Genomic DNA, 12,084 nt, shown 5'->3' with positions numbered 1-12,084 from the left:
GTGGGGTCTTCGACCATTGCCCACAACTGTACCTGGGCGCTGACCGAAAGCATTCAGTCGGATGCCGTGCTGGTTGATCTGGACCTGTCCTTCGGGACCGCCGGTCTCGACTTCAACCAGGACCCGGCCCAGACCCTGGGTGACGCTCTGTCCGATCCGGACCGCCTGGATGACGCCCTGCTGGATCGTCTTCTGGTCCGCTGCACCGACCGGCTGAGCCTGTTCTCGGCCCCCGCGACGCTGGACAAGGATTGGGAATTCGGTCCGGTCGAATATGAGACCGTGCTGGACAAGGTGCGCCGGCAGGCGCCCTTCGTCACGCTGGACCTGCCGCACGCCTGGAGCCCTTGGGTTCGTCAGACCCTGCTGAGTGCGGATCAGGTTGTGCTGACCGTGACGCCGGACTTGGCGTCCCTGCGCAATGCGAAAAACCTGTTCGACCTGGTCACCAGCGCCCGTCCCAATGACGAGCCGCCGAAAGTGGTGATCAATATGGCGGGCATGCCCAAGCGTCCGGAAATCCCGGTCAAGGATTTCGCCGAGGCGCTGGGAACGCAACCGGCTCTGGTCCTGCCGTTTGAGCCGCAATTGTTCGGCAAAGCCGCCAATAACGGCCAGATGATCACCGAGCTGGATGCCAAGTCCAAGGCGGCAGAAGGCTTCGGCCATCTGGCCGGTCTGGTCTCAGGCCGGGTCGCCCCCTTGCCGCGCAAGCGGTCTTTCATCGGAAAACTGTTCGGAGGCTAGTCTGCGATGTTCGGCAAGCGCGCCGGAGGACCGACAACCCGATCTGCCCCGCCGGCGCCGCCCCCCGCGGCGCCGAAGGCGGATGTGCGCCCGCAAGCGGCGCCCGAGACGCGTTCCGCAACGGCTGTTGCGCCGAAACCTGAAACCCGTGCGACGGCGCCGGCGCCCAAGCCTGCTCCCAAGCCGGCACCGAAACCGGCTCCCAAACTGGCGGCCAAGCCGGCTTCCAAGCCGGTGCGGAGCGAGCCCGGCGGGCGGTCCGAAGAATATTACGCAATCAAGACGACGATCTTCAACGCGCTGATCGACACGATCGACCTGGGCCAGCTGGCCCGGCTCGACAATGAGACGGCCGCCGAGGAAATCCGCGACATCGTCACCGAGATCATCTCGATCAAGAATGTCGCCATGTCGATCGCCGAGCAGGAACAACTGCTCCAGGACATCTGCAATGACGTGCTGGGCTTCGGCCCGCTGGAGCCGCTGCTGGCCCGTGACGACATTGCCGACATCATGGTCAACGGCGCCGACGACGTCTTCATCGAAGTCAATGGCAAGCTGGAAAAGACCAATATCCGCTTCCGCGACAATGCCCAGTTGATGAATATCTGTCAGCGCATCGTCAGCCAGGTCGGCCGCCGCGTCGACGAAAGCTCGCCGATCTGTGACGCCCGTCTGATGGACGGTTCGCGCGTCAACGTGATCGCGCCGCCGCTGGCACTGGATGGTCCCACCCTGACCATTCGTAAGTTCAAGAAAGACAAGCTGACGATGCGGAATCTGGTGGAGTTCAACTCCATCTCGCCGGAAGGCGCCAAGGTTCTGGAAATCATCGGGGCTTCGCGCTGTAACGTGTTGATCTCCGGCGGTACCGGTTCGGGCAAGACCACGCTTTTGAACTGCATGACCGGCTTCATCGAGGAAGACGAGCGGGTCGTGACCTGCGAAGACGCCGCCGAACTGCAACTGCAGCAGCCGCACGTGGTGCGCCTGGAAACCCGCCCGCCGAACCTGGAAGGCTCGGGCCAGGTGACGATGCGCGATCTGGTGAAGAACTGTCTGCGTATGCGCCCGGAACGGATCATCGTCGGCGAGGTGCGCGGCCCGGAGGCCTTCGACCTCCTGCAGGCCATGAATACCGGCCATGACGGCTCGATGGGCACGCTGCACGCCAACTCGCCGCGCGAAGCCCTCTCGCGTATCGAATCCATGATCACAATGGGCGGCTACAACCTGCCCACCCGAACAATCCGCGAAATGATCGTGGGATCGATCGACGTGGTGGTCCAGGCGGCGCGCCTGCGCGACGGTTCACGCAAGATCACCCACATCACCGAAGTGATCGGTATGGAAGGCGATGTCATCGTCACCCAGGACTTGTTCGTCTACGACATCCAGGGCGAGGACGAGCATGGCAAGATCGAGGGCCGGCATTCCTCGACCGGTATCGCCCGGCCGAAATTCTGGGACCGCGCGCGTTATTTCGGTCTGGAACGCGAGCTGGCAAACGCCCTCGACGCAGCGGAGGCCTGACGATGAGTCCCGATATGGCCTTCATGCTTGCTGCCGCGGCGGCCTTCGTGGCCGTCGGCGGTATCGGCTGGGTGGCGGTGGGCGCTGCCGGCGACGCGCAGTCGAAGAAGCGGGTCAACCGCGCCGTCGGCGACGGCAAGCTCCAGCGCGGCAAACGCCACACCTCGGCGCTCGATCAGGCCGCCCAGCGAAAGAAACAGGTCCAGGAATCGCTGAAGGACCTCGAACAGCGCCAGCGCGACCAGCGCAAGAAGACGCTGACCGTCAAGGCGCGGATCCGGCAGGCGGGCCTGTCGTTCACGCCGGCCACCTTCTGGCTGATCTCTGCGGGTCTGGGCCTGGCCGGCACGCTCATCGCCTTTCTGACCGGTCAGAACCTGATCGTCGTGGGCATGGTGGCCCTGGTGAGCACGTTCGGCCTGCCGCGCTGGTGGCTGGGCTTCCTGCGCGGCCGCCGGCAGAAGAAATTCACCGCCGAGTTCGCCAACTCCCTCGACGTCATCACCCGCGGTGTGAAATCGGGTCTTCCGCTCAATGAGTGCCTGAAAATCCTCGCCACGGAATCGCCCGAACCGGTACGCACCGAGTTCGAGAAACTGGTTGAAGGTATCGCCGTCGGCGTATCCTTGCCCGACGGGCTGGACCGGATGTGCGAGCGCATGCCGCTTCCCGAACTGAACTTTTTCCGCACCGTGCTGGTCATCCAGCAGAAGACGGGCGGCAATCTGGCCGAGACGCTCTCGAACCTGTCCACCGTGCTGCGTTCGCGCAAGATGATGCGCGAAAAGATCGGCGCCCTGTCTTCAGAGGCCAAGTCTTCCGCGGCGATCATCGGTTCGCTGCCGCCGGGCGTGCTGGCGATCGTCTATTTCACGACGCCGTCCTACATGGGCCAGATGTTCACTGATCCGACCGGTCAGCTGATGCTGCTGGGCGGGGCGACGTGGATGTTCATCGGCATCATGGTCATGCGCGGCATGATCAACTTCAAGATCTGAGGCGCGGATGTTCGGTATCGACTTCACGGACATCCGCGATTTCCTGACGGATCCCGAGTCGCTCATCATGATGATCAGCGCGGTGCTGGTCTTCGCCACGATCATTACGCTGGCGGCCCCGGTGATGGGCACCGACACGCTGGACAAGCGGGTCAGGAATGTCCGCAATCGCCGCGAGGAACTGCGCCGCAAGAGCCGCGAAGCCATGGAAGAAGCCGCGCGTGGCCGCGGCGGCAGCTCGATCCGTGGCGCCGAGGCCAAGGGCATGATGCGCAAGGTTGTGGACTCGCTGAACCTGCAGAAGGCCTTCGAGGATCCGGCCCTGCAGGAGAAGCTGCAGCAGGCGGGCATGCGCGGCAACCGGCCGGCCGTTACCTTCTATTTCTTCCGCCTGGCCTCGCCGATCATCCTGTTCGCCGGCGCGTCCGTCTATGTCTTCATGATCAATGATTTCGGTCTGCCCGACATCACACGCTTCTGCATCGCGTTCGGTCTGGGCCTGTTGGGCTACTACGCGCCGAACCTCTACCTGTCGAACGTGGCCCAGAAGCGCCAGCAATCGATCATGAGCGCCTTTCCCGACGCGCTCGACCTGCTGCTGATATGCGTGGAATCGGGGATGTCCATCGAGGCGGCCTTTCACAAGGTATCGACCGAGATCGGCTCGCAATCGATCGAACTGGCCGAGGAATTGTCGCTGACAACGGCGGAACTTTCCTACCTGCAAGACCGCCGCAATGCCTACGAGAACCTGGCGAAACGAACCAATCACCCGGGCGTGAAAGCGGTCTGCACCTCGCTGATACAGGCCGAACGATATGGTACCCCGCTGGGACAGGCGTTGCGGGTGATGGCCAAGGAAAACCGCGACATGCGACTGGCTGCTGCGGAAAAGAAAGCCGCCTCGCTGCCGGCGAAGCTGACCGTTCCGATGATCGTGTTTTTCCTGCCGGTTCTGTTCGTGGTTATTCTCGGACCTGCGATTATCCGCTTCAATAGCCTGTGACAAAGGCCGCTGGCGCGTTATTTGAATAGCGAGCCGTATGTTGCACAGGTGGACACAGCCCATGTTTTCCGGGCGCAAGACAGCCGAACAACGCCGCGAGGACATCCGCGCCGCCGACAAGGCCGTGGGCGAGGCCATGCAGGCGCTTGCGTCGGAAGACATCGCGGCAGCCCGCAAGGCGCTGGGCGCTGCACCCAAGACGCATTATGCCGACATGGGCTGGAAAGTCAGTCTGGCGGCGGCGATGATCGAGCTCAGGGCGGGCAAGCGCAAACCGGCGATCCAGCGCCTGGTCACCGTGTGCTCGCGGCTCGATGACACCTCGCTGTCGCGCGACGACAAGAATTATCTGCGCCTGTATGCGCTCTATCGCGGCACCGAAGCTGCCAAGGACGGGCGTGCCCCGGCCGAGCTGCGCGAACTGGTCGAAGACTTCCGCTTCGACCACACCCTGGTATCGCCTCTGCTGCGCAAGGACTTTCCGCTCAAGAAGGTCGAGGAGGCGGATGGCGCGCCGCCGCCGCCCCCGCCGCCTGTCAATGCGAACTAGGGCGTTTCCCCCGTCTCGAAATTGTCACAGAATGATCCGCGAACGGCAGTATCGCCGTTGGCCGGTACCGGACTGACACAAGTGCACATCTTCGGTTTGAATTCCCGCCCCGTGGAGATCGGGGTGTTCGTGGTCGCGTTGCTGCTGGTCGGGCGGCAGGCCCTGTCCTACGCCGGCTGGGGCGCCATCGACCTGATGGCCCGGCTGCATCTCTGGCCCCGCGACGTCTTCGAGTTTGACGCCTATGGCTACGTCAGCTCGGTCAGTCTGGTCCATGCCGTTGTGTTCTGGCTCGCCGTGATATGTTTCATGGCCGCCTTCATCGCCCTGATCCTGCGCTCCCGTTTTGCCCTCTACCTGCTGATCCTCAGCCTGGTGCCCGGGATCGGGGACTGGGTGCTGCTGACCACGGTGCCGCAATTGATGAACGACATGGCCGGATATCTTCACCTGATCGGCCATCTCCTGGCCATCTGCGCCCTGATCTTCCTGCGGCAGCGGGGTGTATTGCGCTAGATGCGCGCCCTTGCGCGGCCGTGCGGGGCGACAGACATAGGGATCGTGACGAGAGGGAGCGGCGCATGGCGAAAACGCATGCCTACAACGCACGCGTGGTCTGGACGGGCAATCGCGGCACAGGGACCAGTGCCTACAAGGCCTATGACCGGACCTGGAATGTGGAAACGCCGGGCAAACCCGTCATTCACTGTTCCAATGATCCACTGCTGGGTGGCGATCCCGGCCTGCCCAACCCCGAAGACATGCTGATCTCGGCCCTCTCGGCCTGCCACATGCTCTGGTATCTCCATCTCGCCAGCGTGGCGGGAATCGTCGTCACCGCCTATTCGGACGATCCGGAGGGCGTGGGCGAAACGGCGCCGGACGGCGCGGGGCGCTTCCTGGAAGCCACATTGCGGCCGACGATTACATTGGCTCCGGGAACCGATGTGGAAACGGCGGATGCCATCCACGGCGAGATCCATAAATACTGCTTCATTGCCCGCTCGGTGAATTTCCCGGTCGGCTGCGAAGCGCGCTATCGGGAAGGCTAGGCGCGGGTCGCTATTCCGAGCGCACGGCGTCGTAGCGGCGGCGCGAGGTCAGCATGGCGCGGATATAGGCCATGTTCGCCTCGGCCATCTGCGGAGTGACATCCACCCGCGCCATGGTCTCGGCTTCGTCGAACCGGCCCTGCAGGGCAATCACCAGGGCCAGATTCTGGCGTACGGTGGCATCGGCGCCCGGACGCACCATGGCTTCGCGCAGCATGCGTTCGGCCGTCTCCGCCTCGCCGCGGGCCGCGTAGGACAGGGCGAGATTGGACAGGATCGAGGGATGGCCCGGCTCGATGTCCAGTGCATTGCGGAATGTGGCGCGCGCCTCGGCAGTCTGGCCGGCCTGCTCCTGGGCCACGCCCAGGGCATTGAGGATCTGCCAGTTGCCCGGTTCGAGCTGGCTGGCCCGGCGCAGCGATTCCAGCCCGGCGGCGCCGCGGCCGGCGGCGGCCAGGGCACTGCCATGGGCCAGCAGAAGCGGGCTGTTGTCAGGATAAAGGGCCAGGGCCTGCTGGGCCACTTCGGCGGCGCGGCGATGATTGCCGAGCCGGCGCAGGGCGCTGGAGAGTTCCAGGGCGGCCTCGCGGTCGGACGGATTCAACTCGTAGGCCTCGGCCCAGAAGGCCGCCTGTGTAAGGAGGTCCTGGCTGCGGATCGCCTGGCGTTCTTGGGTCGAGGCGGGGACGATGGAATTCGCATTCATCGTATCGATGACGGCCTGCTCCTCTTCCGTCGGCGCGGTGGAGGCGCAGGCGGCAAGGGCGAGGGCGGCCAGCGGGGCGAGCAGGAAATTCGAGCGCATGGTAGAACCGGACAACTGTGAGCTTGGCTTGAATCTGTGCTGACCCGGTCAAGAATGCGTTAATCCCGTTTCGCCGTTTTCCGGCGTTGAAGAAAGGCAGGATCCATGACCGAGACATTCGCATCGTCAGACACGGCCTTCACGCTGCGGCTCGTCGCCAAGGCCGATGCCGAACGTCAGATCGAGGCGTTGCCCGAGGAAATGCGTTTCCTGGCCGCCGGGTTCGAGGGCAAGCCCGGCCAGGTCGTGCGTTTGCCGCGCGGCCAGGCCTGCGATGCCTGGCTGGGCATCGGCGATGGCAAGGACGTGTTCGCGATCGGCGCTGCAGCGAAGGCGCTGCCGCAGGGCGATTGGCGCCTGGAAGCCTTGCCGGAGGGCTGGGACGCCACGCTGGCGGCTACGGCCTGGGCGTTGGGCGGCTACAATTTCACCGTCTACAAGCCGGCGGAACGCCAGCCGGCCCGGCTGGTGCCGCCCCGCGGCACCGATCTCGACGAGGCCGAGGCGATCGTGAAATCGGTCACACTGACCCGTGATCTGGTCAACACGCCGGCGGACCGGATGGGGCCGGAAGGGCTGGAGGAGGCGTTCCGCTCACTCGCCGACGCCTACGGCGCGACGGTCTCGGTGATCCGCGGCGACGATCTCCTGGCGCAGAACTATCCCATGATTCACGCCGTGGGCCGCGCAGCCGGCGAAGCGCCGCGGCTGCTGGAATTGGAGTGGGGCGAGGAAAACCATCCCCGTCTGGCGATCGTCGGAAAGGGCGTGTGTTTCGACACGGGCGGGCTAGATCTGAAGGCGGCGCAAAACATGCGGCTCATGAAAAAAGACATGGGCGGCGCGGCCAACGCGATGGGTCTGGCGCGCATGGTCATGGCGGCGGGCTTACCGGTGCGGCTGCACCTTCTCGTGCCGGCCGTGGAAAATGCGGTCGGGGCCGGGGCGTTCCGGCCGGGCGACATTCTCTCCTCGCGCAAGGGGCTCACCGTCGAGGTCGACAATACGGATGCCGAGGGCCGTCTGGTGCTGGCCGATGCGCTGGCGCGGGCGACCGAGGAAGATGTCGAACTGCTGCTCGATTTCGCCACGCTGACGGGGGCCGCCCGGGTGGCGCTGGGGCCTGAAGTGGCGCCCTTCTACACCGATGACGACATGCTGGCGGCCGACCTGTCGGCGGCGGCGCTGAAAGTGGCCGACCCGCTCTGGCGCATGCCGCTGTGGGATGGGTACGAGCCCGATATCGAGGGCGAGATCTCCGATATCGTGAACTCCACCGTCATGCCGATGGCCGGATCCATCACGGCGGCGCTTTTTCTGCGCCGTTTTGTCGGCGAGGCCGCCTGGATGCATTTCGACATTTTCGCCTGGAATCCCAAGGACCGGCCGGGCCGGCCCAAGGGGGGAGACATGCACGCTGCGCGCGCCGTTTACCAAATGCTCAAGGAGCGATTCCAGGATTAGGCCCGAACGAATCGGGTGTCCTCGGGAGAGCCTTCATGGCGTCACAGGCGATGGCTTCGCTTGAGATGATGCGTCGCGTTTCGGCCGATGTCGTCCAGGGGGCGACAGCGGATCTGACAGCGCGGCAATTCGCGCTCCTGCTGTCGATTTTCATGCAGCCGGGCCCCCATGCCGTGCGCGATCTGTCCCGCGCGCTGGGTCTGCCCAAGCCGGCCGTGACGCGGGCGCTGGACGTCCTGGAGCGCCAGGGTTTCGTGCGCCGCAAGAAGGATCGCAGCGACAAGCGCGACGTGTCAGTGCACCGGACTGTCAAAGGCGCGGTGTTTCTGTACGATTACGGCGAACGTGTTGCCCTTCGTGCCGAGGAAACCCGCACATGCCCGACCTGGATCCCCGCCTCACCCCGGCCCGGCCCGATCTCGCAGCCGCGCATCTGAAGGGGCAGGTCGAGGCGGAACGCTTCGTCGAGCCCGTCGATCATCAATGCCGGATTCCGGCCGCGCCGATCCGGAAACAGCCGCGCCCGGATGCGCCCATGGACGACCAGGTCCTGTGCGGCGAAGTGTTCGCCGTGCTGGAGGAGACGGACGGCTGGGGCTGGGGCTATTCCCGCGCCGGCGGTTATGTCGGCTGGGTCGACCTGGGCGGCTTCACACACGCCATACTCACCCCGTCTCTCCATATCACCGCGTTGCGCACCTATGCCTTTTCCGAACCGGATATCAAATCGGAACCGGACTGCCTGCTCAGCCTCAATGCGCTGATCAGTGCTGGGCAGCGCCGCGGACGCTTCGTCGAGGCGAGGGGGATCGGCTGGGTGATCGAGGCGCATACCGGTGCGCTGGATGACGCCGCTGGCGATTTCGTTGCCGTGGCCGAGGCGTTTCTGGGGACACCTTATCTCTGGGGTGGCAAGGAGAGTGTGGGCCTGGACTGTTCCGGCCTTACCCAGATGGCGCTGCGCGCGGCCGGCATCGAGGTGCCGCGCGACACCGATCAGCAGGAGCGTGCGCTGAAGGCCATGTGGCGCGATGTCACCGGCAATCCTGAACGCGAGCGCGGCGATATTGTCTTCTGGCCGGGCCATGTCGGTATCATGACCGACAGCGAACACCTGCTGCACGCCAATGCCTCGAGCATGGACACGACGCTGGAACCCTTCGCCGATGCCGAGGCGCGGATCCGCGAGGCGGAAAACCCGGTACGCACCATCGTGCGGGCGTAGCTTCCTCCCCATTTCATGGGGGACTGCGCAGCAGCGCGCGGCGGAACCGTTCACACCAGACCCGGCCATCTTTCCCAAGGCCGCACCTCTGGCCACTCCCCAGGGACGTGGGGAAGAAAGCAAGGAAGAAAAAAGCCCGGGCGTGGACCCGGGCTTTTTCGCTTTTGGTGCGGGACAGCGTCCTAGTGGCCGCCGTCCTCCTGCGGTTCGTCTTGCGCAGGCGCGTCTTCGGAAGCCGCCTCGGCGACATCCTCGGCGCCTTCGTCGTTCATCCCGCCCATGGCTTCGGCCGCGCCTTCGGCCATGTCGGACACCTCTTCCGCCATTTCGCCTTCAGCCGGCAGCGGTTCGGGCAGGGCGACCGGATTGTTCGACAGGCTGCGCAGATAGACCAGAAGGTCCATGCGCTGGGTCTCGTCGCGCAGGCCGCGGAAAGACATCGCGGTGCCCGGCGCGAAGGCCGACGGATTTTCGATGAAGGCGTCGAGCGCTTCGAACGTCCAGTCGCCGTCCAGCGAGGTCAGCGCATCCGAATAGGAGAAGCCGGCATGGGCGGCGATGTCCGCGCCGACAACACCCCACAGATTCGGGCCGACGCCGTTGGCCCCGCCTTCCTCGAAAGTGTGGCAGGCGGCGCAGCGGCGCGCCACGCGTTCGCCGCTGGACAGGTCGGCATTGGCCAGCAGGAGGCCGTAATCGGTCGGTCCGGTATCCTCCGGCTCGGCATCGCCATGGCCGCTCGTGCCGAGCGACGCCCAGTCGACCGGATAGGCCGTGTTTTCGTCGGTCAGCTCGTGCGCGCCGTGCGACGGCACCAGGAGGTGGCCCAGTTCCGTAATGGCCAGGACAGCCAGCACGGTCGCGATGACAACACCGGCCACCTTGTTCCAGAAGAGTTCGCCCATGGACGCCCCCAGATTCTCTCAGGTCAAAAGTCGGGCCAGTGTTTGGCATGTGCCGCGCGTGCAGGCAACACTCCTGAGCGCTCTTGTGCATGCGTTAACGCGCCGCATGTCCGGGGCATTTCAGCATCGTCACGGAACGGAAAGCCGGATTTCCGCGTTGCCGCGCGTTGTGCCGGTGCAGACCGGCCGTCCCCGCATGTGAAGCGGAAAAGTCACACTGCCGGGAATGTGCAGCGCGGCCGCAGTTCGGGCGCTGCTCTGCCTTGAATCCGCCCCGGTCGAATCCCACTTCGGGGTCCGGCTGGGGATCACGCTTTTGGCGTATAGCCGACCAGAAAAATGTAAGGTTGATAAACATGTACCGTTCCCTTCTTGCAGCCTCCCTCTCCGCGCTCGCCCTGACCGCCGGTGCCCCGGCCCAGGATGCGCCCCGATTCACGCTCGGCGCCGGTTACGAGCGGGCCGATTTCGACAGCGCCGAATTCGACACGATCGTCCTGCGCGGCGGTTATGACTTCACGCGCTATCTCGGCGTCGAAGGCCAGGTGAATGTCGGCATCGGCGATGACAGCATCACCGAAGGCGGCGTCGCCGGTGACGTCGAACTCGACTATATCGCCGGCCTGTTCGGCGTTGTGCGTCCCTGGTCGAGCGATCAGGGCAACGTCTTCCTGCGCGCCGGCTATTCCACCACCGAAGCCGAAGCCTCGGTGGCTGGTCTGAGCTTTGAGGCCGACGACGATGCCTGGGCCTATGGCGTGGGCGGCGAGTGGTTCTTCGCCGGCGACAATGGCGTGCGCGTCGACTACACGCGTTTCGATTATGACGATGGCGGTGAGTCCGACGTGTTCGGCGTCTCCTATGTCCGCCGTTTCGGTGGCTAGCAGAGCCCCGCGATCATGATGAAGGGCCGCCCGGCCGGGCGGCCCTTTTTCATTGCGCAATCGTAACCTGCATGAACTGGCCGTTCACCGGAGTGTCAGCTGCAATCGCGCATCAAGTCCGGGTCATGGGGCCGAGCGAGGGAAACCCCATTTAGCGAGGACTTTCATAATGTTGCGTAACCTGTTTGTGAGTGCCGCCATGGTGACCGGACTGTCCGGCGCGGCTCTGGCGCAAGACGGCGAAATCACCCTGTCGGGCGGCTATTCCCAGATCCAGCTGGACGATTTCACCCTCGATGTCGCCACGCTGCGCGGCGGCTACAATTTCAACCGGTATTTCGGTGTCGAGGCGGAGTTCGATGTCGGTTTCGACGGGGACAGCCGCGGCGCCTGCCCGGTCGATGCGGTCTGCATCGCAGCCGTGCCGGCCGAGGTCGAGCTGAACTATGGCGTCGGCCTGTTTGGCGTGGGCCGTCTGCCGCTGACCGACCGGTTCGGCATATTTGGCCGTGCAGGTTATAATCATGTCGATTTCGACACCAATTTCACGCCCGCCGGCGGTGTCGGCGACGGCAGTTTTGCCTGGGGCGCCGGCGCCACGTTCGACTTCACGGAAAACAGCGGCGTGCGGCTGGACTATACGCGGTCCGATTTTGACGGTCTGGGCGAGGCCGACCGCTTCGGCCTGTCCTACGTCTTCCGTTTCGGCGGTTAGACCGGGACCCATGCGAGAACAGTGGCGGGGGCCGGCCGGCATCGGCCGCCCCTGCACGCATCTCACCACGCACCTGCAGCGCAAGGATGACTCGGATAGCGGCGGACTTGGTGGTAATCTGGTGGCCTGCGGAAACCGGCGTTCCAGGCCCGGGTCCGCGTGTGCCGCCGCGTATCCGGCCAGCGCCTTTGGAGCGGCCG

The 12,084-nt window shown here is 64.8% G+C and carries 13 protein-coding genes and 1 pseudogene; 12 read left to right on the top strand and 2 right to left on the bottom strand.

The features are described 5' to 3' along the window. The 7 genes and pseudogenes from Q1U94_RS11780 to Q1U94_RS11750 form a co-directional block, all read left to right on the top strand. Positions 1–747: pseudogene (locus Q1U94_RS11780) on the top strand (pilus assembly protein CpaE); the annotation flags it as partial. A gap of 6 nt (positions 748–753) precedes the next feature. Further along, the gene (locus tag Q1U94_RS11775) at positions 754–2,280 is read left to right on the top strand and encodes a CpaF family protein (RefSeq protein WP_366917287.1); all 1,527 of its coding nucleotides are present in this window, start codon (positions 754–756) and stop codon (positions 2,278–2,280) included. 2 nt (positions 2,281–2,282) lie between these two features. Further along, positions 2,283–3,278: a type II secretion system F family protein gene (locus tag Q1U94_RS11770; RefSeq protein ID WP_300544858.1), complete on the top strand. Its 996-nt coding sequence runs from the start codon at positions 2,283–2,285 to the stop codon at positions 3,276–3,278. A gap of 7 nt (positions 3,279–3,285) precedes the next feature. Continuing rightward, positions 3,286–4,284: a type II secretion system F family protein gene (locus Q1U94_RS11765; RefSeq protein WP_300544856.1), complete on the top strand. Its 999-nt coding sequence runs from the start codon at positions 3,286–3,288 to the stop codon at positions 4,282–4,284. Positions 4,285–4,345: 61 nt separating this feature from the next. After that, positions 4,346–4,834, top strand: coding sequence for a hypothetical protein (locus Q1U94_RS11760; protein ID WP_300544853.1), 489 nt, complete (start codon positions 4,346–4,348; stop codon positions 4,832–4,834). A gap of 123 nt (positions 4,835–4,957) precedes the next feature. Continuing rightward, positions 4,958–5,350 carry a hypothetical protein gene (locus Q1U94_RS11755; RefSeq protein ID WP_300544851.1) on the top strand — a complete coding sequence of 131 codons (393 nt, stop codon included), beginning with the start codon at positions 4,958–4,960 and terminating at the stop codon, positions 5,348–5,350. A gap of 65 nt (positions 5,351–5,415) precedes the next feature. Next, positions 5,416–5,886 (top strand): OsmC family protein, encoded by a 471-nt coding sequence (locus Q1U94_RS11750; RefSeq protein WP_300544849.1) that lies wholly within the window; start codon positions 5,416–5,418, stop codon positions 5,884–5,886. Between the two features lie 10 nt (positions 5,887–5,896). Here Q1U94_RS11750 and Q1U94_RS11745 read toward each other — a convergent pair whose 3' ends face one another. After that, the gene (locus Q1U94_RS11745; protein ID WP_300544847.1) at positions 5,897–6,691 is read right to left on the bottom strand and encodes a tetratricopeptide repeat protein; all 795 of its coding nucleotides are present in this window, start codon (positions 6,689–6,691) and stop codon (positions 5,897–5,899) included. Between the two features lie 105 nt (positions 6,692–6,796). Here Q1U94_RS11745 and Q1U94_RS11740 point away from each other — a divergent pair, with 105 nt between their 5' ends. From Q1U94_RS11740 to Q1U94_RS11730, 3 genes are read left to right on the top strand one after another with little or no spacing between them, the layout of a single operon-like run. Continuing rightward, positions 6,797–8,155, top strand: a complete 1,359-nt coding sequence (locus Q1U94_RS11740) for a M17 family metallopeptidase (RefSeq protein WP_300544845.1) — start codon at positions 6,797–6,799, stop codon at positions 8,153–8,155. 35 nt (positions 8,156–8,190) lie between these two features. After that, the gene (locus tag Q1U94_RS11735) at positions 8,191–8,592 is read left to right on the top strand and encodes a MarR family transcriptional regulator (RefSeq protein WP_300544842.1); all 402 of its coding nucleotides are present in this window, start codon (positions 8,191–8,193) and stop codon (positions 8,590–8,592) included. After that, a complete protein-coding gene (locus tag Q1U94_RS11730; RefSeq protein WP_300544840.1) occupies positions 8,532–9,380 on the top strand; it encodes an NlpC/P60 family protein in 849 nt (282 codons plus the stop codon). The genes Q1U94_RS11735 and Q1U94_RS11730 overlap by 61 nt, the downstream gene beginning before the upstream one ends. Before the next feature lie 182 nt (positions 9,381–9,562). Here Q1U94_RS11730 and Q1U94_RS11725 read toward each other — a convergent pair whose 3' ends face one another. Further along, the gene (locus Q1U94_RS11725) at positions 9,563–10,285 is read right to left on the bottom strand and encodes a cytochrome c family protein (RefSeq protein WP_300544838.1); all 723 of its coding nucleotides are present in this window, start codon (positions 10,283–10,285) and stop codon (positions 9,563–9,565) included. Positions 10,286–10,641: 356 nt separating this feature from the next. Here Q1U94_RS11725 and Q1U94_RS11720 point away from each other — a divergent pair, with 356 nt between their 5' ends. After that, complete coding sequence (locus Q1U94_RS11720; RefSeq protein ID WP_300544836.1) at positions 10,642–11,169, top strand: porin family protein; 528 nt, start codon at positions 10,642–10,644, stop codon at positions 11,167–11,169. 169 nt (positions 11,170–11,338) lie between these two features. After that, entirely contained in the window at positions 11,339–11,884 is a 546-nt protein-coding gene (locus Q1U94_RS11715; RefSeq protein ID WP_300544833.1) for a porin family protein, read from the top strand. The last annotated feature ends 200 nt before the right edge of the window (positions 11,885–12,084 follow it).

The sequence above is a fragment of the Maricaulis sp. genome (genome assembly GCF_030149515.1).
Lineage (GTDB): Bacteria > Pseudomonadota > Alphaproteobacteria > Caulobacterales > Maricaulaceae > Maricaulis.
Note: the sequence above shows the minus strand (reverse complement) of the source record. Positions and strands in the feature narration are given on the sequence as shown.